Origin of the sequence: Rhizobium sp. 768_B6_N1_8, from assembly GCF_051811225.1 — a bacterium.
In the GTDB taxonomy this organism is placed as follows: Bacteria; Pseudomonadota; Alphaproteobacteria; order Rhizobiales; family Rhizobiaceae; genus Rhizobium.
Genome location: NZ_JBPWPV010000002.1, coordinates 2,169,516 through 2,196,419, shown reverse-complemented (window position 1 = coordinate 2,196,419; position 26,904 = coordinate 2,169,516). Strand labels below are relative to the sequence as shown.

Genomic DNA, 26,904 nt, shown 5'->3' with positions numbered 1-26,904 from the left:
GATCAGCATGTCTGCTTTGGCCGACCTTGAAACGCTTGCCGCTGACCTCAACAGATCATCGGCAGGCATCAACAGCTACCACGACCGGTCGATGACCCCGGCGCAGACCTTTGCGGCGATCAAGCCGCATCTGCGCGAATTCGGCATCACCCGCGTCGGACTGGTGACCGGCCTTGACGTGCTGAACATTCCGGTTGCCTTCGCCACAAGGCCGAACAGCCACACGCTGTCGGTCTTCCAGGGCAAGGGCATCGACAAGGAAGCGGCGATGACCTCTGCCGCCATGGAGGCGATCGAGACCCGCATCGCCGAAATTGCACCTGCCGATCTGACGTTTTCCAGCCTCGAGACCATGAGGGCCGAACGGGCCGCCATGATCGATGTCGACAGCGTGGCGCGCTGCGTGCCCGAGGAGATCGGCGATGGTCAAATCCCCTGGTGCTCCGGCTTCGATCTTCTTTCGGGCAGCACCACTTTCGTGCCCTGGTGGCTGGTCGGCCTCGACCATCGCGGCGAACGCCCGCCGGGCTTCGAACAATCGAGTGATGGCCTGGCCTCGGGCAATACGCCGGCCGAAGCCGTGTTGCACGGGCTCTGCGAACTCGTCGAGCGCGATGCCTGGGCGCTGACCCAGCTCAAATCTCCTGAACAGCTCAAGCAGAACCGCATCGATCCGCTCGCCTTCGGCGATGCCGTAATCGACGTCTTGGTCGATCGCATCCGCCAGGCCGGCATGCGCCTTCTGCTGATCGACATGACCACCGATATCGGTGTCCCGGCTTTTCTTGCCGTCATCATTCCCGGCAATCTCTCGGACCGCGTCGATGCCCGCTGGGCCCAGGTCTGCGGCGGTTGCGGCTGCCATCCTGATCCGGTGCGCGCAGCTCTTCGCGCCATTACCGAGGCTGCCCAGAGCCGGTTGACGGCGATTGCCGGCAGCCGCGACGATTTTTCACCGAAGATCTACCAGCGGATCGACCGCAGCGCCGGCATGCGCCAGGTCGTCGATCTCTGCAACAATGATGCGGCGCTAAAACCCTTCCCGATGCGCCCGCAGCGCCCGATGACGATCCAGGATACGGTCCGCCACGTTTCCGGCCGGCTGAGGGCTGCCGGCATCGGCCAGATCATCGCCGTGCCACTGTCACACCCCACCCTTCCGGTTTCGATCGTGCGCGTCATCGTGCCAGGCCTCGAGGTCGATATCAGCGGCCAGTACATCCAGCTTGGCCTGCGCGCCGTCAACGTCATCAGGGAGGCCGCGGCATGAAGATCCTCTTCGTCGGTCCGAGCCTTGCAAGCGAGATTGCTGATGCCCGCAAGCAGCATCCCGATATCGATTTCCGCCCGCCTGCGGCCTGCGGCGACATTCTAAAAGCCGCGCAGGAGGGGGCGACAGCAATCGGTCTGATCGACGGCTATTTCGGCGATCTGCCGTCCGTCTGGCACAAGGAAATCCTCTTTGCCTTGGAAAAGGGCGTTGCCGTTGCCGGCGGTTCCAGCATGGGCGCGCTGCGCGCTGCCGAATGCGCCGCCTTCGGCATGGTCGGCATCGGCTCGATCTTCGACGATTACGAATCCGGCGATCTCATCGATGACGAGGCAGTGGCGCTCGTCCATGCACCGCAGGAGCTTGGCTGGCTGCCGCTTTCCGTTCCCTGGGTCGATTTCGAGCCGACGATCGAAGGTCTCTATGCGAAGGGTGAGATTACCGTCAGCGAACGCAAGAAGCTGCTGCTCGCTGGCCGCTTCCTGCATTTCTCGGAACGGACCTATGCCAAGGTGGTCGAAGAGTCTCACTTTGCCCGCAAACCGCGGCGCGAGCAGATCCTGGCGGCGATCCGCGCCAATCGCGTCGAACGCAAGCGTACCGACGCAAGGCTCGTGCTGGAATGGCTGCAAAAGGGAGAGTTTGCGTCAGCGAAGCGTGATTGGAGCTTTGCTGCGACCTCGCATTTCGAAGTGCTGCAGGCCGAAGTCACGCAGCAGACGCAGCCTGTAACGCTCGAATAACGGTTCCAAGCCCAAGGTAACCTGCGTGGGGATATGACTGTTGTCGAGGGCCAAAACAATGTTCGAAAAAAGGGACCAAGGTGCAGGCAGGGAATACGCAAGACTCTTCCGGCTGCTGTCGGCAGCCAAGGACGAGGCTGAAAAACTTCAGCTGCGCAATCTCATGCACCTGACAAACATGGCGCTGCTGCAGGTCGTCATCGATTGGGACGGCATCGATCCGGATAGGGAACTCGATGCGAACCTCGAAAAACTCGTCGGCAGCAAAGCTAAGATCGCAATGAAGGACGCTGGCGAAAATCTGATCGTGATCGATCGCCATTAGCCCTGATGCAGGGTGCGACTGAGCGCTAGAAAATCAGGCCGACGCGTTATTCGGCAGCGTCGACTTCAGTCTGCTCGGTGCTGGCAATCGCCTGGACGAGCTTTAGGATTTTCTTGCGAAGCTGCTCGTTCTTGATCGAGAAAAAGGCAGCGTTGAGCTGGACGCCTTCACGCGAAATGATGAATTCTTCGCTCGGAGCGGGATTATCGTTTGCGTTGGCGGCGGGCGCCGTCAGGTCGTCGAAGAAGGTCCTGACATCGACGCTGAGCGCGCCGGCGATTTCGACGAGCATGCTGGCAGAGACGCGGTTGGAGCCCTTTTCGTATTTTTGTATTTGCTGGAAGGTCACGCCAACACGATCGCCCAACTCCGTCTGAGAAACCTTTCTCAGCAGGCGCTGTATACGGATCGTCTTGCCGACGTGAACATCTACGGAATGCGGTTCTTCTTTCATCTGATATTCCCTCCTGCGAAAACCGGGCCGACAACTTACACGGCCGGTAACAACAACTTTTAGCCGAGTTAGTTCAACCTAGCAATTGCTTGGATGTAGTTTAGGCTGGGCCAAAACATCGCGCCAACCGAGAGCGCCTACGGATTGCACGTAGCGACAGATCACTTCAAGCGGGAATCCGGCAGAATTGAACCCTAAAAGGGCGAAGCTGAGTGAAACTCAGAGCGTCCACAGACGCTGTGCATTGCCGTGAAGGAGCCTCGAACGCTCCGTTTCCGCGGTGCCTGACAGCACCGCCTGGGTGGCCGCGACCCAGGTGGAAAGGCCGTTCGCCAGCGTGCAGACAGGCCAGTCGCTGCCCCAGACCACACGATCCCAGCCGAAGCTCGATATGACGTGCTCGATATAGGGCCGCAGGTTTTCCGCCGTCCAGCTTGCCGGATCGGCATTGGTGACGATACCGGAAATCTTGGCGACGACATTCGGCCGGCGGGCGATTTCCGCAATGCCGCGGCTCCAGGGCTCGAAGGCGTTCGACTTAATATCCGGATTGCCACAATGATCGAGGATGAAGTGCACATCGGGGGCGGCATCGGCGAGCGCAACCACCTTGCCGACCTGATGCGGCAGCGTGCAGAGGTCGAAGGTCAGGCCGGTGCCTGAGAGCCTTCTGATGTTCTCGCGGAAGAGCACACCTTCCGAGACATCGTCAGGCACCACATGCAGCACGCGGCGAAAGCCCTTGACGAAGGGATCAGCCTTCTGGCGCTCCAGATAGTCGGCAAAACCATCTTCTTCCGGCCGGCAGGAGACGACCGCGCCAGCGACCAGATCGCCGAGGCGGCTGATATAATCGGTCTCGGCCTGCATGATGACCGGATCGACATCCACCTCCATGTGCAGCACCTTGGTAATGCCGCAGCGTTTGGCTTCGGTCGCATAGGTCTCGTAGAGAAAATCGCGGTCGAGGGCCGGCACATCGGCAAGCCAGGGATAATTCAGCGCCGACCGGTCGATGACGTGCAGATGGGTGTCGATAAACACGCTCTTCTCCTCCAAAGAGTGGTTGGCAGAACCTATCTTTGGTGAATGAATTATTCAAATAGAAATTCTGCTGGATCTTAACCCGGCACGGCAATCGTTGCGCCGGCGAGCGCCGAAAGCTCAGCCGCCGTCTTCTGCACCATGCCGATCGCCTGGCTGATATCGGGCGCTGCCGGCGCATTTACCAGCGCGATATAGGGGCAGGTCAGCGCGGCAATACCGCGCCCGTCGGGCCCCAGGATCGGTGCCGAGAGATTATAGACGCCGGCCGTCTGAGCGCTTGCCATCATTTCATAGCCGCGCTCGCGAATCTGGTTCAGCCGCTCGTAAAATTCCGGGCCGAGATCGGCGTCGTTGCGGCTGCGCACATGTTCCGAGATCATCATCGCGCGCTCTTCGTCGGTGCGGAAGGCAAGCAGCACATGGCCGGAGCCGGTGTCGAAAAGGCTGATATGGGAACCGACGCGGATCGACAGGCCCCAATAGTCCGGCGCCTCCTGCTGGGCGATGACGACGGCAGCACCCCGGTCGAATACGGCAAGATGGTTTGCCTGGCGCGAGCGCTGGGCGAGATCGCGCATCAGCGGCGTCGCATAGGAGGCAAGCCGGCGCACCGGCGCATGCAGCTGCGCCAGGCCGAAAAGTTTCAGGGTCAAAGAATAACGGTCGCCATCGAGCCGCGTCACGTAACCGCGCCTCACGAGACGGTCGAGCATGCGGTAGAATTCGTTCGGGCTGCGCTCCAGCCGCTTGGCGATTTCCGCCTGCGTCAGGCCGCTGTCGACGCTTGCCAGAAGTTCGAGAATATCAAGACCCTTGTCGAGCGCCGGAGCGCGATAGCGATCTGACTCGTCGGTCTCCATTCTTCCCCCCTGTGAATATCATTCTGCATATACGCAGACGGGCAGACGGAAAAGAAAAAGTTCGCGCTTGACCATGAGGCTATCGTCTGTTTGTCTATAAACAGACAAATTAATGTGAGGACATTGTTCGGCGTATTCTCACGCCGAACGATCGCAATCCCCGGAAAGGCTCGCCAAGGCGAGACAAAAATAAGATAACGGGAGAGGGAGGAAGGCCATGCAATGCATGGACATCGTGATTGCCTGCACAAAGGTGGCATCGCCTTGCAAGGCACGTGGCCGAACGCGGCCTTCATCCCGACTGATCCTTTTGAGATAGATTTCAGTACCACGCCAGCGCGCGAAAAATCCCCAAAGAGGCCATGACATGATAAGCAATCTTTCCGGCAAGACCGTTCTCATCACCGCAGCCGGTCAGGGCATCGGCCGAGCTAGCGCGCTTGCCTTCGCCGCTGCCGGCGCCAAGGTGCATGCCACCGACATCAATACCGACGCGCTGGCGACCCTTGCGGCGGAGAGCAAGGTTTCCACCCACAAGCTCAACGTGCTCGAAGACGAGGCGGTCAAGGCGCTGGCGGCCGAAATCGGCGCCGTCGATGTGCTCTTCAACTGCGCCGGCACCGTCCATAACGGCTCCGTGCTCGACATGAAGGATACCGATCTGGAATTTGCCTTCGATCTCAACGTCAAGGCGATGATCCGCACCATCCGCGCCGTGCTGCCTGGCATGCTGGAGCGCAAGGATGGCGCGATCATCAACATGTCCTCGGTCGCATCCAGCATCAAAGGCGTGCCGAACCGTTTTGCCTATGGTGTGACCAAGGCAGCCGTGATCGGGCTCACCAAGTCGGTCGCTGCCGACTACGTGACGCAGGGCGTGCGCTGCAACTGCATCTGCCCCGGCACCGTGGAAAGCCCCTCGCTGCAGGATCGCATGCGCGCACAGGGCGACTATGACACGGCGCGCGCCGCCTTCATCGCCCGCCAGCCGATGGGCCGCCTCGGCACGCCGGAGGAGATCGCCGATCTCGCCGTCTACCTCGCCGGTGCGACCTACACTTCCGGCCAGGCCTACGCCATCGACGGCGGCTGGACGATCTGAGCTTTCGCATGGCCGGCTTCTTCCAAGGAAGGATACCGGCCCCTTAACGGGAAGAACATTATGACCCGCATCACCGACCTCCGCGTCTTCGACCTTCGCTTTCCGACCTCGCAAAGCCTCGATGGTTCCGATGCGATGAACCCGGATCCGGATTATTCCGCCGCCTACGTGATCCTGGAAACCGACAAGCACGGTCTTGCAGGCCACGGCCTGACCTTTACCATCGGCCGCGGCAACGACATCTGCTGCGCGGCGATCGAGGCGATGCGGCATCTCGTCGTCGGCACCGAACTTTCAGACGTGCTGGCTCATCCCGGCAAATATTGGCGGCATCTGACCAGCGACAGCCAGCTGCGATGGATCGGTCCTGAAAAGGGCGCGATCCATCTGGCGACCGGCGCGATCGTCAATGCCGTCTGGGATCTGCTTGCCAAGGAGGCCGGCAAGCCGGTCTGGCGCCTCGTTGCAGACATGCCTGCCGAAGAGATCGCCGATATCGTCGATTACCGCTACCTCACCGACGTGCTGACGCGCGATGAGGCGATCGCCATCCTGAGACAGGCCGAAGCCGGCAAGGCCGAGCGCATCGCCACGCTCGAAAAGGAAGGCTATCCCTGCTACACGACCTCGGCCGGCTGGCTCGGCTACGAGGACGAGAAACTGCGCCGGCTCTGCCAGGAAGCGATCGATGCCGGCTTCAACCACATCAAGATGAAGGTCGGCCGCGACCTTGAGGACGATATCCGCCGCCTCAGGATCGCCCGCGAGGTGATCGGCCCGGACCGTTACCTGATGATCGACGCCAACCAGGTCTGGGAGGTCGGCCAGGCGATCGACTGGGTCAACCAACTCTCTTTCGCCAAACCCTTCTTCATCGAAGAGCCGACGAGCCCCGACGATGTTGCTGGCCACCGCAAGATCCGCCAGGGCATAACACCGGTAAAGGTCGCGACCGGCGAGATGTGCCAGAACCGCATCATGTTCAAACAGTTCATCGCCGAAGGCGCGATCGATATCGTCCAGATCGACTCCTGCCGCATGGGCGGGCTGAACGAGGTGCTGGCCGTGCTGCTGGTCGCGGCGAAATTCGGCCTACCGGTCTGGCCCCATGCGGGCGGTGTCGGGCTCTGCGAATATGTCCAGCACCTGTCGATGATCGATTATGTGGCGGTGTCAGGCACCAAGGATGGCCGTGTCATCGAATATGTCGACCACCTGCATGAACATTTCCTCGATCCCTGCATCATCAAGGACGCGGCCTATATGCGGCCAACCCAGCCAGGCTTCTCGATTGAGATGAAACCGGCTTCGATTGCCGGCTACACATTCCGCGGCTAGGGCAGGCGGCATCATGCGAGCATGGCTTCCCCGGCTGTCTGCTGGGGATAGAAGCATGCCAATCATTGCAGAAACGTCCCGGATGCTTTATAAGAAAGGTATATGGAGATGGGCTCGAAAGAGCCATCTTCGCGAGCTTCGGACAGCCTGTTTGGTGCGTTTTCAACTCGCTGTTTTTTCTCACATTTTTCATCGATACGGAATCTATTTCGTGGATTGATTCCGTCACACCCCTGTTCGATTTTGGGACGTCCCGCGGCCGAAAACGGCGCCTCAGGCGTCCTTTCGCGCATATCCGCGTTCCAGGCAGGCATGGCTTGTCCAAGCTCGTCTTCGGATTTCGACAGACGAGGGCGCCCTCTGTCTTCGTCACCGCCCAGGGAACGTGGCAACAGGGCCGCCTCGCCCCTTCGTCATCAGATCCTTTGCCGGCAAAGATTAGGAATCGGTAATAGCTGATTCTTCTCAATGGGATGCGCCAGGGGCCGTCTGCGGGATCAAAACATCAGCTTTGCCGCATCGATAGAAAAAATGATGTGAGGATGGCACGGCTTTGCAAGGCGAATCGGATTTCTGTTAACTGGCGGAGATATCAAGGGAAATTGTAATCCTTCTGTCGTAAACTCATGAACGTGACCGCTGCCGCCAAAGCCCTGTTCTGCTGGAGTAGCTTGCCAGAATCGCTGCGATCGGTAATCGTCACGGATAAACAGCCGTTTCTGGTGTTTTTCCGTGATGAAAGATTAGAGCGTGAGCAAGCCACAAAGGACTTCTCGGACCCTTCAGCGTAGCGTCGATGAGACGATCGGCGCCCATGCGTCGACGATCAGTTCGCAGTTGCAGGCGATCAGCGAAGCCCTGTTTCCGCCGACCGCGAGCAAGACGCTGCGCCGCTTCACATCCGGCGAGGCGGCCAAGCTGATCGGCGTCTCGGATTCAACCTTACGAAAGATGACGCTTGCCGGCGAAGGCCCGCAGCCCGATGTCAGCAGCAACGGCCGGCGCCTTTATTCTCTACGCCAGCTCAATGAGCTGCGTGCCCTGCTTGCCGCCTCTGCGCGTGGTCGCGAGGCATATGACTTCCTGCCGCGCCGCAGGGAGAACGAACATCTCCAGGTCATCGCCGTCACCAATTTCAAGGGCGGATCGGGCAAGACCACGACATCGGTGCATCTTGCGCAATATCTTGCGCTGCAGGGCTACCGCGTGCTCGCCCTCGATCTCGACCCGCAGGCCAGCATGTCCGCCATGCTCGGCGTCATGCCGGAGACCGATGTCCGTTCCAACGAGACACTCTATGCGGCAATCCGTTACGATGAGGAGCGACGCCCCCTCTCCGAGGTCGTGCGCAATACCTATTTCGACGGCCTGGATCTCATTCCCGGCAATCTCGAACTCATGGAGTTCGAGCATACGACGCCGCGCGCGTTGATGCGCGGCTCCCGGGATGGCGAAGGCGTGTTCTTCATGCGCGTCGCCAAGGCGCTCGACGATGTTGCCGAGAACTACGACGTCGTTGTCCTCGATTGCCCGCCGCAGCTCGGTTACCTGACCTTGAGCGGCCTTTGCGCAGCAACCTCGATGATCGTCACCGTGCATCCGCAGATGCTGGACGTGGCCTCCATGAGCCAGTTCCTGCTGATGACGCATGACCTTCTCTCCGTCGTGCGCGAAGCAGGCGGCGAGCTCAATTACGATTTCATTCGATATCTGCTTACCCGCTACGAGCCGCAGGATGCGCCGCAGACGAAGGTCGCGGCCCTCTTGCGCAATCTGTTCGACGATCACGTCATGATCAATGCGATGGTGAAATCGGCAGCGGTCTCCGATGCTGGCCTCACCAAACAAACGCTCTACGAGATCGGCCGCGAGAACCTGACACGCTCGACCTATGACCGGGCCATGGAAGCTCTCGATGCTGTCAATGGCGAGGTCGAGACGCTGATCCGGCAAGCATGGGGGCGCACGTGACGTTCTCCCTGACCGATACCGGTCTATCAGGTTTCAGCGGTACACCCGGCCTGTTGGGAGCTCCCAACAGAGGGAGCCGCCGTGTGAGCGCCTGGCAAAAGTCCCTCCATCTATCGGTAGCCCATAAGCGTGTTGGGAGCTCCCAACTGCGCTCTTCCGGCTTGCCAGCTCTCTACTGGAAAGGAGAGAATTGATGAGCCGACGCGATACCGTCAATTCGATCTTCATGCGCAAGACTGATACGCCGGCGCCTTCCGCCGGCGTCGAGAAGAACCCGGACCGCGTGCGCACCGGCGCCGTCTCAGCCATGGGTGCATCGCTGCAGGAAATGACGGAAGCTGCGCGTGCCGCCGGCCGGCTGCAGGCGCAGATTTCCTCCGGGTTCTCCGTTCTTGAAATCGACCCAGCGGATATTTCCAATTCCTCGATCAGCGACCGTATCCCGGTCGAGCGCGATGTTGATTTCGATGCACTGGTAACAAGCATCGCCGAACACGGCCAGAAGGTGCCGATCCTGGTACGTCCCGACCCTGAAATGGAAGGGCACTACCAGATTGCCTATGGCCGTCGCCGTCTGCGTGCCACGGCAAAGCTTGGGCTCAAGGTCAAGGCGATCGTCCAGAGCTTGAGCGACAACGAACTGGTGATTGCCCAGGGCAAGGAAAATCTCGACCGGCAGGATCTCTCCTTCATCGAGAAGGCGCTGTTTGCCCATCGTCTGGAAGAAGCAGGCTACCCGCGTGATGTCATTATAGCAGCACTCTCGACCGACAAGGCCGATCTCAGCCGTTACATCTCGGTCGCCCGTGGCGTACCGCAGACAGTGATCCTTGCGATCGGGCCGGCACCGAAGGCAGGCCGCGCCCGATGGTTGGCACTTGTCGATGCTGTCTCTTCCTCACCGAAGAAGGTCGAGGCGATCATTGAGGACGATGCCTTTGCCGATCTCGACAGCGATCAACGCCTGCAGCGTGTGCTGTCGAAAATGGCAGCGCGCGATACGAAGAAGTCGGCGGGCGATATCTGGAAAACACGGCAAGGACAGAAAGCAGCGCAAATCGAGCGCTCCGGCAACAAGACGCGTATCACTTTCGATGAGCGCATGGTGCCTGAATTTGCCGATTATCTCACCACCCGGCTGGATGAGCTCTTCGACGAGTTCGGCGCCGTCAGGTCACAACGATAACTGTTGGCTGGTTAAGCCGCTGACGAGGATTTGACTGTTAGGAAAAGGAGCCAATAGGCAAAGAAAAAGGCCCCCGAACAAACATCCGGAAGCCCTCTTCTCTCGTTTAGCACCTAGAGAATCGCACTTCCCGGAATCGCTGTCAAGGTTTTTGAACGCCGTTTTGGCGGGCGCCGATGATTTGCCTTTGTATAAGGTGAACCACGATGAATACGGGATTTGTGACGACGCCTTTCGGGCGGCGGCCGATGTCGCTTGCCTTGATGAGAGGTCAGCTTCAGGCCGAATCAGTTAAACCAGATAAGTCCGCCGACAAGTGGAAGGTGTTTCGCGACGTCTGCGAAGCACGCCCGCTGCTCGACATTTCTGATCGCACACTCGCTGTTCTAAACGCCCTTCTCTCCTTCTATCCCGAGAACCGTCTCTCCGGGGAGGCGAGCATGGTTGTCTTTCCATCCAACCGGCAGCTGATAGTACGGGCGCACGGCATTGCAGTCACCACGCTGCGCCGGCATCTGGCGGCTCTTGTCGACGCCGGTCTGATCATTCGCAAGGACAGTGCCAACGGAAAACGTTTTGCCCGCCGCAAGACCTCCGGTGAGCTGGAGGATGCCTATGGCTTCAGCCTGGCGCCGCTTCTTGCCCGCAGCGAGGAACTGGCTGCCATGGCTCAAAAGATCGAAGCCGACCGGATAGCACTCCGGCGAGCGCGCGAGCGACTGACGATTTGCCGCCGCGATGTCCGCAAACTGATCGATGCCGCAATCGGGGACACCGTTCCCGGCAATTGGGACGAGATCGAGGCTGCCTATGCCCGTCACCTCGCATGCCTGCCTCGCAATCCCAAAGCTTCCGATCTGGACAGCGTGCGGCTGAAGTTCGAAGAACTACGCACCGACATCGTCAATCTCTTGACGAACTTCGATAATTTCAAAAAAACGACCGCCAGTGTGGTCCAAAATGAACCGCACATACAGAATTCAGATATAGACTCTCTCGAATTAGAATCCTTACCGGTGGTGCAAGTGGAAACGCTACCGATTGCAGCCAGGACGGTTCATCTGAACGGATCCCACAAGATATTCCCCCTCGCCCTCATCCTGCAGGCTTGTCCGCAAATCAGCGATTATGCCCAGGGAGGATCGATCAGGGGCTGGCGAGATCTTGTGATCACTGCCGTTACCGTCCGGTCGATGCTGGGGATCACCCCAGAGACCTATCAGGCGGCTTGCGAAAGCCTTGGCCGGGAAAATGCCGCTGTCGTTGTCGCCTGCATGCTGGAACGGGCCACCCATATCAACTCACCAGGCGGCTATCTGCGTGACCTAGCCCGTAAGGGAGCGCGCGGAGAGTTCTCGCTTGGTCCGATGCTGATGGCGCTGGCACGGCAGAACAGTCCGGTTGCGCGAAGGGCTTGAACACTTTTCGAATAACGGGACGACAACTGACCCCGTGACTGCTCGTTCCCGCGGGACGGCTGCCAAAAAGATTGCAAGGTCTAGTTTTGGCGCTGTTATTGGGACGATTGGAAGACGCATCGTTTTTCAGATGAAGAACAAGGTGTCGGAAATGAAGGCAGAATTAACTTCCGCAACGGAAGAAGAGGCAAGTATTCTCAATGGCTTGGCTGACGAATTGTTTTGGAAAACGGTGGCGGAATTACCGCAAATGCCTGAGAAACAACGCATAAAGCGTCCCGAGGCCGGAAAGGGTCGTTGACGTGAATTGGCCGGAGACGATAGGGCAAGTCAGGCCATTGAAGGCCACAAGAGTATCGGAAAAGCGAGGACGGACTTGAAGCGGGCAGTGGATCTTTTCCTGGCTCTGGTGGCAACCCTGATCCTAATCGTTCCGATCGTGGTCGTGGCGCTTTGCGTGCGTCTGACCTCTCCGGGGCCTGCGCTTTACTGGTCGAACCGGGTGGGGCGCCGCAACGAGATCTTCCGGATGCCAAAATTCCGCAGCATGCGGATCGACACACCGACGGTCGCCACGCATCTTCTCGACGATCCCTCTCGCTATTTGACGCCGATCGGCGGCTTCCTGCGAAAGTCGAGCCTCGATGAACTGCCGCAGCTCTGGTGTATCCTGAAGGGCGAGATGAGCTTCGTCGGCCCGCGTCCGGCGCTTTATAACCAGGACGATCTGATTGCGCTGCGTACGGCCGAAGGTGTCGATGCGCTGCTTCCGGGGCTGACGGGCTGGGCGCAGGTCAACGGGCGCGACGAGCTGCCGATTCCTGAAAAGGTGACGCTCGACGTTGATTATCTGCAGCGCCGCTCCTTCTTCATGGATATGCGCATTCTCGGAATGACTGTCGCCAAGGTATTGGGCAGTAAGGGCATAACCCATTGAGGTTACGACTTAAGGTTATGAACAGATTGCGTGCGCGACCCTCGATTATTTCGGTTGCGCTTGAAATCGAAAAGGACAAGAAGAAGTCAGGCTGGAATGATGGGTGGGCAGTATAGACATGCATTATGATCCCTCAAACGACGGATCAAAGGCCAGCCGGTCCTGGACGTCGATGCAGGCACTGGTCGGCCCGCTTTTGGCGATGCCGCGTCCGGCCAAGCGCATTCTTGCACTGATCGTCGATTCCAGCCTCTGTGTTCTCACCATCTGGCTTGCCTATTGTTTCCGCCTGAATGAATGGACGGTGCTGACGGGCGTGCAGTGGCTCGCCGTTCTCGTGTCGCTGTGTCTAGCGCTGCCGATCTTCATCGTCATGGGCATGTACCGGGCGATCTTCCGTTATGCCGGCATTGCCGCTTTCCTGGCGGTGCTGAAGGCGATCGCGATCTATGGCATTGCCTTCGCGACGATCTTCACCGCACTCAGCGTTCCCGGCATTCCGCGCACGGTCGGCATTCTGCAGCCCTTGCTTCTGTTGATCGCAATCGGCCTCTCCCGCCTCGGCATCCGCTACTGGCTCGGCGATACCTATCAGCGCATTCTGCACCAGGGTGTGATGGCAAAGGTGCTGATCTATGGCGCGGGCAGCTCCGGCCGGCAGCTTGCCGCTGCACTGACGAATAGTGCCGAGCTCAACGCCGTCGGTTATCTCGACGACGATCCGAAGCTGAAGGGCGGCATCATGGGCGGCCTGCCGATCTACGATCCCTCCGACCTGACCGAGCTCGTCCAGACGCTGAATGTTCACAACGTGCTTCTGGCGCTGCCCTCGGTAACGCGCCAGCGACGCAACGAGATTCTCGAACAGATCCGCAAGGCGCGGGTGAATGTACGCACGCTGCCGGATCTGACCGCCCTCGCGCAGGGCCGCATCGCCGTTTCCGATATACGCGAACTCGAAATCGAGGATCTGCTCGGACGCGAGGCCGTGGCGCCGCGCCAGGAGCTTCTCGACAAGGCCACACTTGGCAAGGTGGTGATGGTGACGGGCGCCGGCGGCTCGATCGGCAGCGAACTCTGCCGCCAGATCCTGCGCTGCGGCCCAACGCAACTGATCCTCGTCGATCAGAACGAATACGCCCTTTATGCGATCCATGGCGAGTTGTTGAAGCTTTCGGAGCTTTATGAACAGAAGGTACAGATCGTGCCGATCCTCTGTTCGGTGCGCGATCGCGACCGCATGGAACATATCATCATGAGCTGGCGCCCGCAGACGCTCTATCATGCCGCCGCCTACAAGCATGTGCCGCTCGTCGAGCAGAATGCCGTGGAAGGTATCAAGAACAATGTCATGGGCACGCTGATCACCGCACAGGCGGCCGAAAAATACGGGGTCTCCAATTTCGTACTGATCAGCACCGATAAGGCGGTCCGCCCGACCAATGTGATGGGCGCCAGCAAGCGTCTGGCCGAAATGGTGCTGCAGGCGCTGTCGGCCGAAAAGCTGACCGGCACGCACACCAATTTTTCCATGGTCCGCTTCGGCAATGTGCTGGGTTCCTCCGGTTCCGTCGTGCCACTGTTCCGCCAGCAGATCAGGGATGGCGGCCCGGTAACGCTGACCCATCCCGACATCACCCGTTACTTCATGACGATCTCGGAGGCTTCGCAGCTCGTCATTCAGGCCGGCGCCATGGCCGATGGCGGCGACGTCCTCCTGCTTGACATGGGTGAGCCGGTGCGCATTGCCGACCTCGCCCGCCGGATGATCGATCTCTCCGGCCTGTCGGTTCGTAGCGACGACAATCCCGAAGGCGATATAGAGCTTTCGGTCACGGGTCTGCGCCCCGGGGAAAAGCTCTATGAGGAACTGCTGATCGGCGACAATCCCGAGACGACGCAGCATCCGCGCATCATGAAGGCTCGCGAGGATTTCCTCTTCTGGCCGGAGCTTTCCAAGCGCCTGAAGGTTCTCGATGCCGCGCTTGACCGCAACGACATTCCCACCGCCCGCCTGATGCTCGCCGAACTCGTTTCCGGCTATGCCTCGACCGGCGAGGTGACCGATCTGGCGCTGAGCGCTGCCGAGGCCAATACGGCCGCGTGATCAAAGCCCGGTTTTGCGCCGGGCTTTTTCTGCTCAGTTTCAGGCATTCGCCCCATTGTCGACCGTCCAGGCTGCACCCGTGACCGAGCGGGCGGCCGGAGAGGCGAGATAGGCAACGACATCGGCGATCTCGCCGGGATTGGCAAAGCCCGCCGGATTGGACATGAGGCCCTTCTGCTTACGCGCATGCGGGCCGTCTGCCGGGTTCATATCCGTATCCGTCGAACCGGGATGCACGGCATTGACGGTGATGCCGCGCGGGCCGAGCTCGCGGGCGAGCGCCTGCGACAGGCCGGCAATCGCCGCTTTGCTCGCCGTATAGAGGCTGAGGCCGGGGGAGGTGGCGCGCACGGCAAGATTGCTGCCTATCGAAATGATGCGCCCGCCATCTGGCATGACTGATAGCGCTGCCTTCGACGCAACGAAGGCTGAGCGGACATTGATCGAGAAGGTCTGATCGAAATCGTCAAGCGACAGGGTTTCGATTGGCGCGGCGTGGAAAATCCCTGCATTGTTGACGAGGATATCGATGCGACCGAAGGTCTCCGCGGTCCCGGCAACGGCAGCCTCGACATCGGCGGGATCGGACGCATCAGCCCTGAGGGCAAGCGCCGTTCCGCCCGCAACCTCGATCGCCTTGACGACATTGGCGGCCGCTTCCGCCCCATTCACATAGGTCAGCACGACTTTGGCACCATCGGCCGCCAGCCGTTTTGCGATTGCCGCGCCGATGCCGCGGCTTCCGCCGGTGACGAGCGCAACTTTTCCGTTGAGGGTAGACATAGAGTTCCTTTCTGTAGTGATTGATACAGAAGTCATGCTGCGATTGAATCGTGTCGTCAAGCGATTTATGTATTGAGTGATACAGAATTCAGATTCGACTGCGCGGGGAGAACCTGAGATGAGCGAACGTGGGCGCCCGAGAAGCTTCGACAGGCAGCAGGCGCTTTCGCGCGCCATGCATCTCTTCTGGCAAAAGGGTTTTGAGGAAACGTCGATGAGTGACCTGACTCAGGCCATGGGCATCGCGCCTCCAAGCCTCTATGCCGCGTTCGGTTCCAAGGAGGCGCTTTTTTACCGAAGCGCTCGATCTCTACCAGGCGACGGTCAACAACGAGATCTGGAACGCCCTCGACGAGGGGGAGATGATTGCCGCGGCGATCGAAGGTTTTCTCGTCAATACCGCTCGCGCCTATAGCCGTCCGGATCAGCCGCCTGGCTGCATGATCGTGCTCGGTTCCAATCCGGCGGCCAGCGCAATCGAAGCGATCGGCGAGGATCTCAGGCAGCGCCGCGCCGAAAATATTAGCCAGCTTATGAAAAGATTTGAGCGGGCGGTCAGCGAAGCCGAACTGACCGACACCTTCGACTGCGAGGCCGCTGCCGTCTTCTTCGCCACGCTGCAGAATGGCATGTCGCTCCTTGCCCGTGACGGCGGCGGAGAGGCGGCGCTGATGGCTGTCGCTCGCAGCGGAAGTCCTGCGCTCGAAGGAATGACCCGCGATCATCGCCGCGGTTGAGCTTGTGCATCCGCTCTCTGTACCAACGCAGGCGACACCACCGAACAGACATCCGCAGATCAAGGATCCTGTCGAAGTGTTCGTCCACGCGCTCCGTTCCGCATAAGATCGCTTAATCGACGAAGTCGACGACGACGCCGGGCTTCACCATGCTGGCAAGTTCCTCGACATCCCAATTGGTCAGCCGCACGCAGCCGTGCGAACCAGCCTTGTCGATCAGCGAAGGCTCCGGCGATCCATGAATGCCGTAGGTCGGCTCGGAAAGATCTATCCAGACCGTCCCGACCGGGTTGTTGGGGCCGCTCGGCAATTCTAGCAGCTTCTTGTTATGGCCCTGCTGAAAATTTACTTTCGGATTATAGACGTATTTGGGATTACGAGCGACACCGTTTACCTTGTGCCGGCCCGCAGGCGAGGGGTTGTCGTCGCTGCCGATCGTTGCCGGGTAGACTGCCAGAACAGATCCGTCTTCCGCAAAGGCCAGCACCTCGCCGCTTTTCCTGCGGGCTTCGATACGCTTGGCCTTCCCCTTTCTCGGCGTACCGATGACCGCAATGGAAATCGTTTCGCCGGGGGCGAATTGGGCCCCAGGGTTCAATGCCTTCAGCAGGTCGATATCCATATGAAAGCGCTCGGACAGCCGCTCGGCGACGCTTGTGTAGCCGAGATGTGTCATCCTTGCTTGCTTTGCGTAGTCCTTCGGAATGTTCTCGACGAGATCAGCGGCATCATCCGGTGCAATGACGTATGGACCGATAACCTTCCGATCGTCCTGGAGGCGAGAGAGCATCTCCAGGTCGGGCCTTCCGTCGACCGGGAGGCGTTGCATGATCTCGAAGCCGGCAATCGCCTTGACGACGTTTTCACCGTAGAAGCCGTCGATCACCCCGGGCGATGCGCCGGCGCGATCCAGCAGAACCTGCAGATGAATGATGGCTGGATCCGGCGTCGTTGATCTTTCACTCGGAGGGGGCGAGGAGATAGCATCAATCGACGCGTCATTGATGGTTTGAGCCGCAAGCGGCTGGGCGTTCCCGACACCGTGGATTGAAAGCGATATGAAGCCGCAAACGAGCATGGATCTGATCATGCTGTTTAAATCACGGAGGATAAAATGGTTCCTTCAGGACCTTTGCCGGACAGGTTCTTTTTGATCCGCAAAGGGCAGGCCGGGCGTGGCGGCGGACCGCGCTGCAGTCCCCTCGACGGCATGACCGTGGGTAAGCCTGCCCTTTGCCCGTCTTACTCCACCAGCCTCTCCGGCAGCGGCTTCAGCGGATAGGCTTGCCAGAAGAAGATGTCGGCGGCGGCCTGGTCGAAGGCGAAGTTGCGGGCTTCTCGGATCTTGCCGTCCTCAATGCGGAAGGCGAGCACCCAGATCGTATCGACATTGGCCGCGCCTTCGCGGTTGGACCAGCCCCGATGCATGTCGACCACCCAGTTCTCGTCAGCCATAAGCGCGATGAGTTCGGCGCGGAAGCCGGACTTGCCGAGTTCCCGGAAGAAGGCGGCGACTTCGTTCCTGCCGCGTTTGGTGCCGGCAAGCGGATGATGGCCGGGAATGTGCCATTCGATATCATCGGCGAAGAAGCCGGCGACACGGTTCATGTCGCCGCTCGCATAGGCGGCGTAATAATCGGCAACCACCTGCTTGTTCTCATCGGGACTGGCGGCCATGGACGCGCCCGCGGAGAACAGCGCGAGCGAGATGGTGAGAGCCTGTGAAATACGCATGTCGATCTCCTTGGGTCGAGAGGGATTGCTCAGCGGGACGCCTTGGCACGTTCCGCGGCACGGTTCACCAGGCTGCGGTCGCCGGTCTCATGCGTCGGCGTCATCACCAGCCGCGTGACCTTCCAGGCGCCGTCGCGTTTGGCGAGTTCGTACCGATAGTGGCCCATCAGCGTCCAGCTATCGGCATCAATGCGATGAACGGCCTGGAAATCGGCCTCGGCTGTCGCCGCCCTATCGCCCGCCGCGACGATCGCGTGATTGGCGACAAGATGCAGCGTCCGGTCGAAGCCCGGCAGGAAGCCCGACCATTGGGCAACGATCTCGTCGGCGCTCTGGCTTGTCGCTTGCCCACCCCAGAGGCCGGTATAATCGAGCGTCACCTGGTCGGCGAAAGCGCCGCGCACACGGCTCCACTGGTGCCGGTCGACGCCGGCGGCGATGTCGGTGATCGTGTCGATGATGGCCATGCGGTCGTCGATGCCGATCGGCTCGGCGCCCGCTATATCCGGGCAGGCAAAGGGGGCGCAGATCGCCGCCATCAGGGTCAGGCGTTTCATCGGTCTCTCCTTGAAGGGCAGGCTTGAGGACGGTCGGGTCAGGGCTTGTTGAAGCGCCGGAAATGCTGGGCCGCGGCATCGGCAGCACGCGAGACATCCTCCGGATTGTCGTAGAAATCGAACTGGCTGACATTGTCGAGCCAGAGCTCGGAGGCGTCAGCCGTTAGCAGCGAGAAGAAGGCATGGGCGCCCTGCGGCACGGCGGCCGCCTCCGAATGAACGATCAGCAGCGGCTTGTCGAGGCGGCTGCCGAGCGCGACGGAATCATAGGTCAACCACGGCTCCCAGGAGGCGAGGTTGAACCGGTTGTCATATTCGCGGATCAGCCCGCGGCCGGTCTCGGTGTAATAAGGGATCTGGTACATGAGCGCCGTCTCGTCCGTCAAGCTGGCGGCCGTGATGAGCTGCGGCGTGCCGTTCCGTTCGGCCTCTTCGGCCCGGCGTGACAGCGCGATCAGCCTGTCGACGCCATCCTTGCCGCCATAGACCTGCTCGACAATGCCGCCATTGTGCAGCCAGGGGGCGACCAGCGACACGCTCCGGAAACGGGCGTTCCCGGTCGCGGCCGCCGCCATATAGCCGGCCGATGCACAAATGCCGAGACCGGCGATCCTGGACGCATCGATCTCCGGCAGGCTGGCCAGGTAGTCGGCGGCGGCTGAAATATCTTCGGTCTTGGCGGTCGGGTCTTCCTTGAAGCGGATATTCCCACCCGATTGTCCCCAGCCGCGGAAATCGAAGGCGAGCGCCACGAAGCCGCGCTCGGCCATCTCGCGGGCGTAGAGGCCCGACATCTGCTCCTTGATCGATGTCCAGGCACCGGTGACCAGCACGCCGGGGCGCTTCTCTCCGGGTCGGAAATCGGCCGGCAGGTAGAGCGTGGCGGCGAGTGTCGTTCCCTCATTCTCGAAGGAGACCTGCCGCGTCTGAATATCGGCGGCAAAGGCGTTCGCGCTCATCAGGGCCGCACCGATCGTCGAAAGAGCAAGGCGTCTCATCGCAAATTCTCCATCCGCTCCTCATTAGGGTCGAAGGAAATTTGGCAGGGATGAGCACCAGCCGCCGGAGCCAATCTTGGCGACCGATAGGTGTTTCTTGCTCTTTGTGGCGGTCAATCCATGCGGAAGGCGGCCGGTGTGACACCGGCATGACGTCGGAAATGCCGGCCGAAGCGGGAGATGTCGTCGTATCCAACGCGGGCTGCGACCTCCGCTACTGGTAGCCGCGTCGTCTTCAGGAGGATTTTGGCACGCTCCATCCTTTCGTGGATGACATATTGGTAAGGCGATATGCCGAAAGCCTTCCGAAAAGAGCGCACGAAATGAAAGCGGCTGATCGCCGCCTCGGCAGCCATCTCGTCCAGCGACAGATCTTCGGCGATATTGTCATGGATATAGCTGACGGCGCGCTTCAGGCGCCGGTCATCGATCGTTGCCGCCCCATCCGTGCGCGGCGACAGCAGATGCGCAAGATGGGCGGCAAGCGCGAGCTCCATCGTCTCGCGATAGAGCGATGCCGGTTCCGCGGCTGTCGAGACCGCCTGGCGCGCCAACTCTGCGAGCAGCGGATCGATGCGGCCGACGACCGGGCCTGCATCCCTTGCCCGGTCGAAGCCGACATCGACAAGCAATACATCCGGCAATTCGAGTTTCAGATAGGAGAGGGCGGCATCATATTCGCAGATCCCGGATGCGCCTGCCGGCAGGATCCAGCCTTCGCCCGCGACAAGCGGAACGGGCTTTCGCCTGTCCGATCCGACGGCGATGCGGTGGCCCGGCTGATCGGTGAGGAACAGGCCGACCGCCAGGCGCGGCAGGACGAATGCGCCGCCTCCAGGCGGCACATTGAAGCTTTCGGCCATCAGTCGCTTTTGCGCTGTGCGCACCCGCAATCCGCTCATAGAGCTGATGTTAGGCCGGACAGCGTGAAATTCAATCGGATGACGGTCCGTTCACGGCTTCGTCAGAAGTCCAACCGTATGTTTGGCGGGTGGACGTTGATGCGGCTCGACGAGATATTCTCCATCCTCGTGATTGATGAAAAATCGGCGGAGCCTCGCGCTGGATGTAAACGCGGGGACAAGTCATGGCCGTTATAAGCTATCAGCTTAACTCCGGGCACAGAATTCGTCCGCAGGCCCTCGGTCCGGTTTCCCGACCGAGGGCGTTTCATATCGGCCGGAAGCCGTTACCGGAGCGCGGGGCAGCCGCGGACATTGGCAAAGCTGATCTCGCCGGGACCTCGTCGTGTCCAGCCCTGAACGATCACACGCCGGGGCGTGACGTCGACGACGCGAGCGCGGCGGAAGCCGAAATCACGCGCCTTGTCCTCTGCCCATCGGGGGTCACAGCCACCGCGCGGCGGCCGACCCCAACCGGGCGGCGGCGGGGGAGGCCTGCCCCAATCCCTGTCAGGTTCAAAACGGGGCGGCGGGCCTCTGTCGTAACCATCGTAATATTGCGCAGACGCGATGCTCGACGTGGAGGCAACGGTGCCAAAGGCAAGCAGAATGCCGATGGCAGATTTCGTGAAGTTGATCATCAATCCAATTCTCGTTTGGGGCACACGCCTGCGGAGGGTAGGGCACATCGTGGCAAACTGATGGCCAAGAGTATTGCCGCCACGCGGCGAGATAATTCTCTCTGTAAATACAACGGGTTAATGTTTCTTTCCTGCTTCGGTGCAACGGCGCGTCGTTCTGTAGGGCACTGCAGGTGGCCGGCATGATCGCGCCAGCAAAGTCTGGATACTGTATGGCAGGTCGCAGTGATCTCAGACCCCGCCCGAGGCCGGGCGGGCCGCATCCGCTGATCTCAGCTCAGCGTTTCTGCAAAAAGTTCGAGCAGGCGCTTCCAGTGCCGCTCAGAACCCTTTTCGCTGTAGGTCTCGCCGCGATCGGGAACGGTCCAGCCATGCGACATGCCGATATAGTTCTCGATAATGTGGTCGACGCCGCCCGTGCGGAGCGCCTCGGCAAGCCGCGCTGACTGTTCGGGCGGGAAGCTGCCGTCGACGCCGGCAACGCCGACATAGACGCGCGCCTTGATGTCGCCGGCGAGGCGATGCGGGCTGTCGGGCGCCTCGCTTGCCAGATTGCCGCCGTGGAAACTTGCCGCTGCCGCGATCCTGTCGGCATAAGTGGCCGCTGCCGTCAGCGCCCGGCCGCCGCCCATGCAATAACCGACGGTGCCGACCGGACCGGAAACGCCTTCGGCCTCAAGCGTGTCGAGGAAGGCTGCGCTGTCGCGCTTCGTCATTTCCTGCGTCGTCTCGCGGATCATCTTCATGATCTCGGCGCGCGAGGCCTCGTTACCGAAGGAGGATCCGTCGAACGGGCCGTATGAGCCGAAACGGTAGAAGAGATCGGGTGCAAGCACGACATAGCCGGCATTCGCGAGACGCTCGCCCATGATGTCGATGGCCTCGCGCGGTCCGAGCGCATCCATATAGTAGAGAACGCCTGGCAGAACCTTGCCCTCGCTGCCGGCGGGGCGGAAAATCGACGCCCTGGCAACGCCGTCAGCCGTCGTGATTTCAATATCGCGTTTCATCGACCAATCCCTTTGATATTATTGAAGCGACTTTACGGCCGCTGCCGCCAATCTGGCAAAGGCGGGCGACAGTCTCAAGACACGAATGTGTGGCGGCAGATCTTCGCTCGCGTTTATCTGACGGTCGTATCCGGCCCTCGGGCTCACAGCGATTTTCCGGTCAAGCGGATCGTCCAGCGCATCAGGCTGCCGTCAGGCCAACCGGCACTCCAACTCTTTGAATCGACGTATCACACTTTCCAAAAATCGATTCCGATTTCGGGCCCCGATGCTCCAGGCCGATGATTTCGAACTGTCGAGTGAAGTCCGATACTGCGCGATGGTGCTCAAAGGAGGACCGAACGGGCCGTTGGTGCGTGAACCGCAACCGGATCATGCGTCGAGCGCAGGCCGTTTGGAAAGCGAGATCAGTTCCTTGAAGTGAGTGGAAATTCGGCCCTCGCGACTGGCGTCTTCCGCTTCCCAACCGAATTTCCACGCGTCGTGTCGCGCAAGCCAATCGCCGAGAGCGCCGGTATCACCAGTGGGCATCCTGTGCGCTTCGAGATACGGGTTCTCGTACGCCTTCAATCCGAGCACTCGAGCCCGTGAGCCTGCTTCCTGCAAATCGATCAACTCTTCAATCGTCATACTTAATCCTCAACGATACGACGAGGCTAACATCATCGAATACTAACGCAAGTAATTGCTAATTAATGAGTTAATCCGCGAAGATCTGGCTGCGGAACGGCAATCTGATCGAATGAGCAAGCCAGCGCTGACTGGCGTGCAGGCCATCAGCGTTCTTTGCGAGCCCCGGCGGTCGTCAAAGCCGATTTTGCGGCGCCAACGGATCGATGTCCGATGAGGTAATCCAGACGCGCCCGTCATAGGCTAGTTCACCGTCCATGAACTTGCGGTCAGCGATACATTCGTAGAAGTCTAGCCTCTCGATGAGACCCTGGATCATATCACCAGCAGAAGAAGGAAGAGCATCGCCTGCGATGCATACGGCCTGATGCAGGCTGCCTTCCGCCATGACGAGAACAGCGTGAGTGCCACAAAGGCGGATTTTACCGGGCACAGTTACGAGCGACATTTTGGCCTCCTACAAAGTTACGGGAGAGTGCTGCTGCGTCTCCTGAAGGCTAGGGAGCCATGGTTAATCAAAGGTTAACATCAATCAATTCGGCAGTCGGTTGGTTCGCCACCTCAAAACGACGTAGTGCAGCTCGTGGAAGTTTATATTCGAACTCGGGATGACAAAGGCGCGTGGCTATGCGAATGGCGATCATTGTGATCTGTTCGATTTTGCTCGTTGCTCAGCAGGCGGCAGCCAGGGATACGGGATGGGAACCCGACCCGACTGGCCGGTAACGGGCTGCCGATCCCCTCAGGGGATCCGTTCGACTGGCGTGACAGACGACGCATGAAACGCGATGAGTGACTGAGGGGATCTGAAATCGATGTCGAAAGCCGCTGCCGCCGCAAGACATATTCTTGCTCATCTGTCATGGCCACTGGTGTTTTTCTCCGGCCTGACAGGCGCCCATTTCGCCTTCGCCGGCGATCGGCCGATGGTCGCCTTTTCGGCCGTCTATGCGGGCGAGGTCCTGCTTCTCTTCCTGCTCGAACGCACCATTCCCTATGAGCAGCGCTGGCTCGAGGCGGATGGCGAAACGGCCAACGATATCGCCCACACCGTTCTGACCAAGGGGCTGGTGCAGCTGGCAGCACTCTCGGCAGCGATCTTTCCGATGCTCGCCGCCGGCCTGCTGCAGCCGCTCGCCGCCATGCAGTTCAGTCTCTGGCCATCATCCTGGCCGATGATCTTCCAGGCGGCCCTCGCCGTCGTCATCGCCGAGTTCGGCCTCTACTGGGCGCACCGCATCGCCCATGAACGGCTGTTCTTCTGGCGCTTCCATGCGCTGCACCACAGCGTCACCCGCCTCTGGGTCATCAATACCGGCCGTTTCCACGTCATCGATTCCCTGTTCAAGATAGCGTTGAGCCAGATCCCCCTCTACCTGCTCGGCGCCCCGCTGCCGGTCTTCTGGTGGCTCGGCGCCGTCACGGCCTTCATCGGCATCCTGACCCATTGCAACGTCGACATGCGGACGGGCCTTTTCGATTTCGTCTTCAGCACACCCCGGCTTCACCGCTGGCACCATTCGAAGGATCTGCGCGAAGGTAATACCAATTACGGTGAGAATGTCGTGCTGTTCGACCAGCTGTTCGGCACCTATTTCAATCCCGACCGCCCATCCTCGACCGATATCGGCATCAAGGGCCAGATCGCCCCCGGCTTCGTCAGCCAACTGGCGCAGCCCTTCACCAAGGATGGCGTGCGCCAGATCCTCGGCCGTCAACCCAAACGCGGCTGAGACCGAAAACGGTCTTTGCCGTCATCATTTCATGACAATCTGCCCGTAAGAGCCTGCCAAACCTCGACGGAGACGGACAGGGCGGCGATGACGACGTTGAAACAGGTTGCGCTGAGGGCCGGATGTTCGATGGCGACGGCAAGCCGCGTGCTGAACCTCAGCGGTCCCGTCAGCCAGGCGGCGGCACTTCGCGTGCGCCGTGCTGCAGCCGAAGTCGGCTATCGGGCTGCCGCGCCGTCTGCCCGCAGCGGCCGCCGGCCCGTTATCGGCGTGCTGGTGCCGAGCGTGACCAATCCGGTTTTCGCTTCGTCCCTCTCGGGCATCCAGAACCGCATGCTGGTTGCCGGCCACAGCGTTCTCATCGCCCAGTCGAATTACGATCCCGACCAGGAGGCCAATGCCGTGGCGGGGCTGCTCGGCGAGCGGCCGACCGGGCTGATCCTAACGGTCTGTGATGGTGAGACAAGCCCGGCATTGGCGCAGGACCTGCCGCCCACAGTGCTGCTTGGCAGCTCTCCGACCATCCGATATCCGGCTGCCGTTACCGTCAACAATTATGCGGCTGGCTGCCGGCTGACCGAACATCTCTTATCCATGGGCCACCGGCGCATCCTCTATGTCTCGGGCAGCTTCAGGGGTTCAGACCGTGCGCTTTTGCGCTACCGCGGCTATCTGCAGACGATGGAGGCAGCGGGCGTGGCCCCGCTCGAGGCCGTAGAGGTGCCCTTCGTCATCGGCTACGACCAAATGGATCTCGGCCAGGCCTTGCGGACATTTGCCCCGACCGCCATCATCGGCTCGAACGATCTGATCGCGCTTGGCGTCATCGGCGCCATCCATCGCGAGGGCTTGCGTGTTCCCGACGATATCTCGGTCGCCGGCTTCGACGGCATCGCCATCGGCAAGCTCATCAATCCGACGCTGACCTCGATCGAAATGCCCGATCTCAGCATGGGCGCGACGGCAGCGTCGCTGCTGCTCGATATCGTCGAGAATGATGCGCCATTGAGACACCTGGAATTGTCGCATGCCTTGCGCCCAGGCGGCACGGTGCGAAACCTCCAAAACGAAGAAACCGCCGCACCTGCAGGATGCGGCGGTTCCGGATCGAGACCGCGGGCGGCTTGAGCCGCGACTTAACGGCGAGATTTAGCTGCGCGGCAGCATGCCTTCGACGTCGGAGGCTGCGTCATCGAGGGCCTCCTTCGGCTCGGCCGAGCCATCGACGATGCGCGACAGGTTGTCGACGATCGTCTGCGTGACCTTGACGCCATTGGTGCCGGGGAAGGCGTACCAGGGGATCATGCGCGGCATCTGGCTGAGGCCTGCCTGGAAGAGCGGGTTCTTCTTGTAGAAGTCGCCGAGATATTCGGCGGACTTGGCGGCAAGCTCGTTGTTCGGCACGTAGCCGGTGCCGGGAACGACGACGGAGGCGCCATAGGGGCCAGCTGCGAACTTGGCGAACTTCCAGGCGGCGTCCTGCTTGGCGGCATCCTTGGCGAGGATGACGACGGCGTTGCCGCCGGTCGGCAGATGGCCCTTGTCCGGATCGATCAGCGGGATCTGGGCGGTACGCAGATCGAACTTGGTGCCGACATTCTTGATCGTGTTGACGAGCGCGCCTGTTGTCTGGAATTCGAAGCCGACCTTGCCGGCTGCGAAGGCCTGTTCGCCGGCTGCCTTGGTGAAGACCGGCATGCCGCCTTCCTTGACGAAGCGGCTGATTAGTTCGACGGCTTTCTGGCCTTCCGGACCGTTGAAGGCCACCTTCTGCTCGTCATCGCTCAGCATCTTGCCGCCGGCACCGAAGAGCAGGGCGGAGAACATCCAATCGTCGCCCTGCCAGCGGAAGTCCATGCCGTCGACGCCGTTACCGAGCGCCTTGATCTTGCCGGCGAGCGCGATGACTTCGTCCCAGGTCTTCGGCGGGGTGTCGGGATTGCCGCCGGCTGCCTTCACGAGATCGGCATTGTAATACATGATCGGGTTGGAGGTGGCGAAGGCAAGGCCCACCTGCTTGCCGTTGACCTGGGCGAGCTTCAGGATCGTGTCCGAGAAGCCCTTCTCGGCCATGTTGCCTTCCTTCTGGACGAGCGGCGTCATGTCGATGGCGACATTGCGCTCGTTCAGCATGCGCAGGCGGTTGAGGCCGATGAACGTGATGTCGGGCATTTCAGACGTGCCGGCCTGGCGCAGGATCAGCTGGATACCATCTTCATAGGTCGCCGAGGGAGCGGCGAACTGGATCTTGATATCAGGGTTTTCTTCCATGAACTTCTTCGAGATCGTGTCCATCACGTCTTTGAAGAAGCCCGGCATCGGGTAATGGATCGTCAGCGTCGTTTCGGCGTGGGCCGGCAGTGCCGCCGCCACGGACAGAGCCGCTGCTGCGAGGAACTGGGTGAAATGCTTCATCGCTCG

The 26,904-nt window shown here is 60.5% G+C and carries 28 protein-coding genes and 1 pseudogene; 15 read left to right on the top strand and 14 right to left on the bottom strand.

Going from position 1 to position 26,904, the window contains the following annotated elements:
• Positions 1 to 7 precede the first annotated feature (7 nt).
• From AB8B33_RS34505 to AB8B33_RS34495, 3 genes are read left to right on the top strand one after another with little or no spacing between them, the layout of a single operon-like run.
• Entirely contained in the window at positions 8 to 1,270 is a 1,263-nt protein-coding gene (locus tag AB8B33_RS34505; protein ID WP_439018820.1) for a YcaO-like family protein, read from the top strand.
• Positions 1,267 to 2,013 carry a TfuA-like protein gene (locus AB8B33_RS34500; RefSeq protein WP_439018819.1) on the top strand — a complete coding sequence of 249 codons (747 nt, stop codon included), beginning with the start codon at positions 1,267 to 1,269 and terminating at the stop codon, positions 2,011 to 2,013. Before AB8B33_RS34505 ends, AB8B33_RS34500 begins: the two co-directional genes overlap by 4 nt.
• A 58-nt stretch (positions 2,014 to 2,071) precedes the next feature.
• On the top strand, positions 2,072 to 2,338 hold the full coding sequence (locus AB8B33_RS34495; RefSeq protein ID WP_007812121.1) for a hypothetical protein: 267 nt from the start codon (positions 2,072 to 2,074) through the stop codon (positions 2,336 to 2,338).
• Between the two features lie 46 nt (positions 2,339 to 2,384).
• On the opposite strand, the gene AB8B33_RS34490 is transcribed toward AB8B33_RS34495, so the two are convergent.
• The 3 genes from AB8B33_RS34490 to AB8B33_RS34480 form a co-directional block, all read right to left on the bottom strand.
• Positions 2,385 to 2,792, bottom strand: a complete 408-nt coding sequence (locus tag AB8B33_RS34490; protein WP_113320281.1) for a helix-turn-helix domain-containing protein — start codon at positions 2,790 to 2,792, stop codon at positions 2,385 to 2,387.
• A gap of 219 nt (positions 2,793 to 3,011) precedes the next feature.
• A complete protein-coding gene (locus AB8B33_RS34485) occupies positions 3,012 to 3,836 on the bottom strand; it encodes an amidohydrolase family protein (RefSeq protein WP_439018818.1) in 825 nt (274 codons plus the stop codon).
• 77 nt (positions 3,837 to 3,913) lie between these two features.
• The gene (locus AB8B33_RS34480; RefSeq protein WP_439018817.1) at positions 3,914 to 4,699 is read right to left on the bottom strand and encodes an IclR family transcriptional regulator; all 786 of its coding nucleotides are present in this window, start codon (positions 4,697 to 4,699) and stop codon (positions 3,914 to 3,916) included.
• 367 nt (positions 4,700 to 5,066) lie between these two features.
• Between AB8B33_RS34480 and AB8B33_RS34475 the strand changes: the two genes are divergently transcribed.
• The 8 genes from AB8B33_RS34475 to AB8B33_RS34440 all read left to right on the top strand — a co-directional run bounded on the left by AB8B33_RS34475 (position 5,067) and on the right by AB8B33_RS34440 (position 14,758).
• Entirely contained in the window at positions 5,067 to 5,801 is a 735-nt protein-coding gene (locus tag AB8B33_RS34475; protein WP_439018816.1) for an SDR family oxidoreductase, read from the top strand.
• 60 nt (positions 5,802 to 5,861) lie between these two features.
• Positions 5,862 to 7,139 (top strand): L-fuconate dehydratase, encoded by a 1,278-nt coding sequence (locus AB8B33_RS34470; RefSeq protein ID WP_439018815.1) that lies wholly within the window; start codon positions 5,862 to 5,864, stop codon positions 7,137 to 7,139.
• 750 nt (positions 7,140 to 7,889) lie between these two features.
• Positions 7,890 to 9,110 (top strand): plasmid partitioning protein RepA, encoded by a 1,221-nt coding sequence (repA, locus tag AB8B33_RS34465; protein WP_007812135.1) that lies wholly within the window; start codon positions 7,890 to 7,892, stop codon positions 9,108 to 9,110.
• A gap of 193 nt (positions 9,111 to 9,303) precedes the next feature.
• A complete protein-coding gene (gene repB / locus AB8B33_RS34460) occupies positions 9,304 to 10,296 on the top strand; it encodes a plasmid partitioning protein RepB (RefSeq protein WP_439018814.1) in 993 nt (330 codons plus the stop codon).
• A 206-nt stretch (positions 10,297 to 10,502) separates the two neighbouring features.
• Complete coding sequence (repC, locus tag AB8B33_RS34455) at positions 10,503 to 11,714, top strand: plasmid replication protein RepC (protein ID WP_439018813.1); 1,212 nt, start codon at positions 10,503 to 10,505, stop codon at positions 11,712 to 11,714.
• Between the two features lie 34 nt (positions 11,715 to 11,748).
• Positions 11,749 to 12,015, top strand: coding sequence for a hypothetical protein (locus AB8B33_RS34450; RefSeq protein WP_439018812.1), 267 nt, complete (start codon positions 11,749 to 11,751; stop codon positions 12,013 to 12,015).
• A 75-nt stretch (positions 12,016 to 12,090) separates the two neighbouring features.
• Positions 12,091 to 12,651: a sugar transferase gene (locus tag AB8B33_RS34445; RefSeq protein WP_439018811.1), complete on the top strand. Its 561-nt coding sequence runs from the start codon at positions 12,091 to 12,093 to the stop codon at positions 12,649 to 12,651.
• A 172-nt stretch (positions 12,652 to 12,823) separates the two neighbouring features.
• Positions 12,824 to 14,758 carry a polysaccharide biosynthesis protein gene (locus AB8B33_RS34440; protein ID WP_439018922.1) on the top strand — a complete coding sequence of 645 codons (1,935 nt, stop codon included), beginning with the start codon at positions 12,824 to 12,826 and terminating at the stop codon, positions 14,756 to 14,758.
• Positions 14,759 to 14,797: 39 nt separating this feature from the next.
• Here the strand turns inward: AB8B33_RS34440 and AB8B33_RS34435 are convergent, their stop codons facing one another.
• Positions 14,798 to 15,541, bottom strand: coding sequence for an SDR family NAD(P)-dependent oxidoreductase (locus tag AB8B33_RS34435; RefSeq protein ID WP_439018810.1), 744 nt, complete (start codon positions 15,539 to 15,541; stop codon positions 14,798 to 14,800).
• Between the two features lie 118 nt (positions 15,542 to 15,659).
• On the opposite strand from AB8B33_RS34435, the pseudogene AB8B33_RS34430 reads away from it, so the two are divergent.
• Positions 15,660 to 15,773 (top strand): annotated as a pseudogene (locus AB8B33_RS34430) (TetR/AcrR family transcriptional regulator); the annotation flags it as partial.
• Positions 15,774 to 15,801: 28 nt separating this feature from the next.
• Positions 15,802 to 16,278: a TetR/AcrR family transcriptional regulator gene (locus tag AB8B33_RS34425; protein WP_439018928.1), complete on the top strand. Its 477-nt coding sequence runs from the start codon at positions 15,802 to 15,804 to the stop codon at positions 16,276 to 16,278.
• A 112-nt stretch (positions 16,279 to 16,390) separates the two neighbouring features.
• Here the strand turns inward: AB8B33_RS34425 and AB8B33_RS34420 are convergent, their stop codons facing one another.
• From AB8B33_RS34420 to AB8B33_RS34380, 9 genes are all read right to left on the bottom strand, one after another.
• On the bottom strand, positions 16,391 to 17,368 hold the full coding sequence (locus AB8B33_RS34420; RefSeq protein WP_439018809.1) for a L,D-transpeptidase family protein: 978 nt from the start codon (positions 17,366 to 17,368) through the stop codon (positions 16,391 to 16,393).
• A 152-nt stretch (positions 17,369 to 17,520) separates the two neighbouring features.
• Positions 17,521 to 18,012: a nuclear transport factor 2 family protein gene (locus tag AB8B33_RS34415; protein WP_439018808.1), complete on the bottom strand. Its 492-nt coding sequence runs from the start codon at positions 18,010 to 18,012 to the stop codon at positions 17,521 to 17,523.
• A 29-nt stretch (positions 18,013 to 18,041) separates the two neighbouring features.
• Complete coding sequence (locus AB8B33_RS34410; RefSeq protein ID WP_439018807.1) at positions 18,042 to 18,569, bottom strand: nuclear transport factor 2 family protein; 528 nt, start codon at positions 18,567 to 18,569, stop codon at positions 18,042 to 18,044.
• A 38-nt stretch (positions 18,570 to 18,607) separates the two neighbouring features.
• On the bottom strand, positions 18,608 to 19,567 hold the full coding sequence (locus AB8B33_RS34405) for an alpha/beta hydrolase (RefSeq protein ID WP_439018806.1): 960 nt from the start codon (positions 19,565 to 19,567) through the stop codon (positions 18,608 to 18,610).
• 113 nt (positions 19,568 to 19,680) lie between these two features.
• Entirely contained in the window at positions 19,681 to 20,454 is a 774-nt protein-coding gene (locus AB8B33_RS34400; RefSeq protein WP_439018805.1) for a helix-turn-helix domain-containing protein, read from the bottom strand.
• Positions 20,455 to 20,756: 302 nt separating this feature from the next.
• Positions 20,757 to 21,110, bottom strand: coding sequence for a hypothetical protein (locus tag AB8B33_RS34395; RefSeq protein ID WP_439018804.1), 354 nt, complete (start codon positions 21,108 to 21,110; stop codon positions 20,757 to 20,759).
• Positions 21,111 to 21,382: 272 nt separating this feature from the next.
• Positions 21,383 to 22,120 carry a dienelactone hydrolase family protein gene (locus AB8B33_RS34390; RefSeq protein ID WP_439018803.1) on the bottom strand — a complete coding sequence of 246 codons (738 nt, stop codon included), beginning with the start codon at positions 22,118 to 22,120 and terminating at the stop codon, positions 21,383 to 21,385.
• A 372-nt stretch (positions 22,121 to 22,492) separates the two neighbouring features.
• A complete protein-coding gene (locus tag AB8B33_RS34385; RefSeq protein ID WP_439018802.1) occupies positions 22,493 to 22,750 on the bottom strand; it encodes a CrpP-related protein in 258 nt (85 codons plus the stop codon).
• A gap of 175 nt (positions 22,751 to 22,925) precedes the next feature.
• Positions 22,926 to 23,198 (bottom strand): hypothetical protein, encoded by a 273-nt coding sequence (locus AB8B33_RS34380; RefSeq protein ID WP_439018801.1) that lies wholly within the window; start codon positions 23,196 to 23,198, stop codon positions 22,926 to 22,928.
• Between the two features lie 367 nt (positions 23,199 to 23,565).
• Here AB8B33_RS34380 and AB8B33_RS34375 point away from each other — a divergent pair, with 367 nt between their 5' ends.
• Both AB8B33_RS34375 and AB8B33_RS34370 read left to right on the top strand, forming a co-directional pair.
• On the top strand, positions 23,566 to 24,483 hold the full coding sequence (locus tag AB8B33_RS34375) for a sterol desaturase family protein (RefSeq protein ID WP_439018800.1): 918 nt from the start codon (positions 23,566 to 23,568) through the stop codon (positions 24,481 to 24,483).
• 87 nt (positions 24,484 to 24,570) lie between these two features.
• Positions 24,571 to 25,611 (top strand): substrate-binding domain-containing protein, encoded by a 1,041-nt coding sequence (locus tag AB8B33_RS34370; RefSeq protein ID WP_439018799.1) that lies wholly within the window; start codon positions 24,571 to 24,573, stop codon positions 25,609 to 25,611.
• A 21-nt stretch (positions 25,612 to 25,632) separates the two neighbouring features.
• On the opposite strand, the gene AB8B33_RS34365 is transcribed toward AB8B33_RS34370, so the two are convergent.
• Complete coding sequence (locus AB8B33_RS34365) at positions 25,633 to 26,898, bottom strand: ABC transporter substrate-binding protein (protein ID WP_439018798.1); 1,266 nt, start codon at positions 26,896 to 26,898, stop codon at positions 25,633 to 25,635.
• Between the last annotated feature and the right edge of the window lie 6 nt (positions 26,899 to 26,904).

What these genes read in the sequence shown, in the direction of transcription:
- AB8B33_RS34420 (WP_439018809.1), bottom strand. Translation starts at nt 17,368, where the DNA reads ATGATCAGATCCATGCTCGTTTGCGGCTTCATATCGCTTTCAATCCAC.
- AB8B33_RS34370 (WP_439018799.1), top strand. Translation starts at nt 24,571, where the DNA reads ATGACGACGTTGAAACAGGTTGCGCTGAGGGCCGGATGTTCGATGGCG.
- AB8B33_RS34505 (WP_439018820.1), top strand. Translation starts at nt 8, where the DNA reads ATGTCTGCTTTGGCCGACCTTGAAACGCTTGCCGCTGACCTCAACAGA.
- AB8B33_RS34365 (WP_439018798.1), bottom strand. Translation starts at nt 26,898, where the DNA reads ATGAAGCATTTCACCCAGTTCCTCGCAGCAGCGGCTCTGTCCGTGGCG.
- AB8B33_RS34440 (WP_439018922.1), top strand. Translation starts at nt 12,824, where the DNA reads ATGCAGGCACTGGTCGGCCCGCTTTTGGCGATGCCGCGTCCGGCCAAG.
- AB8B33_RS34380 (WP_439018801.1), bottom strand. Translation starts at nt 23,198, where the DNA reads ATGTCGCTCGTAACTGTGCCCGGTAAAATCCGCCTTTGTGGCACTCAC.
- AB8B33_RS34470 (WP_439018815.1), top strand. Translation starts at nt 5,862, where the DNA reads ATGACCCGCATCACCGACCTCCGCGTCTTCGACCTTCGCTTTCCGACC.
- AB8B33_RS34490 (WP_113320281.1), bottom strand. Translation starts at nt 2,792, where the DNA reads ATGAAAGAAGAACCGCATTCCGTAGATGTTCACGTCGGCAAGACGATC.
- AB8B33_RS34480 (WP_439018817.1), bottom strand. Translation starts at nt 4,699, where the DNA reads ATGGAGACCGACGAGTCAGATCGCTATCGCGCTCCGGCGCTCGACAAG.
- AB8B33_RS34395 (WP_439018804.1), bottom strand. Translation starts at nt 21,110, where the DNA reads ATGATCAACTTCACGAAATCTGCCATCGGCATTCTGCTTGCCTTTGGC.
- AB8B33_RS34475 (WP_439018816.1), top strand. Translation starts at nt 5,067, where the DNA reads ATGATAAGCAATCTTTCCGGCAAGACCGTTCTCATCACCGCAGCCGGT.
- AB8B33_RS34435 (WP_439018810.1), bottom strand. Translation starts at nt 15,541, where the DNA reads ATGTCTACCCTCAACGGAAAAGTTGCGCTCGTCACCGGCGGAAGCCGC.
- AB8B33_RS34385 (WP_439018802.1), bottom strand. Translation starts at nt 22,750, where the DNA reads ATGACGATTGAAGAGTTGATCGATTTGCAGGAAGCAGGCTCACGGGCT.
- repC (WP_439018813.1), top strand. Translation starts at nt 10,503, where the DNA reads ATGAATACGGGATTTGTGACGACGCCTTTCGGGCGGCGGCCGATGTCG.
- repB (WP_439018814.1), top strand. Translation starts at nt 9,304, where the DNA reads ATGAGCCGACGCGATACCGTCAATTCGATCTTCATGCGCAAGACTGAT.
- AB8B33_RS34375 (WP_439018800.1), top strand. Translation starts at nt 23,566, where the DNA reads ATGTCGAAAGCCGCTGCCGCCGCAAGACATATTCTTGCTCATCTGTCA.
- AB8B33_RS34495 (WP_007812121.1), top strand. Translation starts at nt 2,072, where the DNA reads ATGTTCGAAAAAAGGGACCAAGGTGCAGGCAGGGAATACGCAAGACTC.
- AB8B33_RS34405 (WP_439018806.1), bottom strand. Translation starts at nt 19,567, where the DNA reads ATGAGACGCCTTGCTCTTTCGACGATCGGTGCGGCCCTGATGAGCGCG.
- AB8B33_RS34500 (WP_439018819.1), top strand. Translation starts at nt 1,267, where the DNA reads ATGAAGATCCTCTTCGTCGGTCCGAGCCTTGCAAGCGAGATTGCTGAT.
- AB8B33_RS34425 (WP_439018928.1), top strand. Translation starts at nt 15,802, where the DNA reads ATGCCGCGTTCGGTTCCAAGGAGGCGCTTTTTTACCGAAGCGCTCGAT.
- AB8B33_RS34410 (WP_439018807.1), bottom strand. Translation starts at nt 18,569, where the DNA reads ATGAAACGCCTGACCCTGATGGCGGCGATCTGCGCCCCCTTTGCCTGC.
- AB8B33_RS34415 (WP_439018808.1), bottom strand. Translation starts at nt 18,012, where the DNA reads ATGCGTATTTCACAGGCTCTCACCATCTCGCTCGCGCTGTTCTCCGCG.
- AB8B33_RS34390 (WP_439018803.1), bottom strand. Translation starts at nt 22,120, where the DNA reads ATGAAACGCGATATTGAAATCACGACGGCTGACGGCGTTGCCAGGGCG.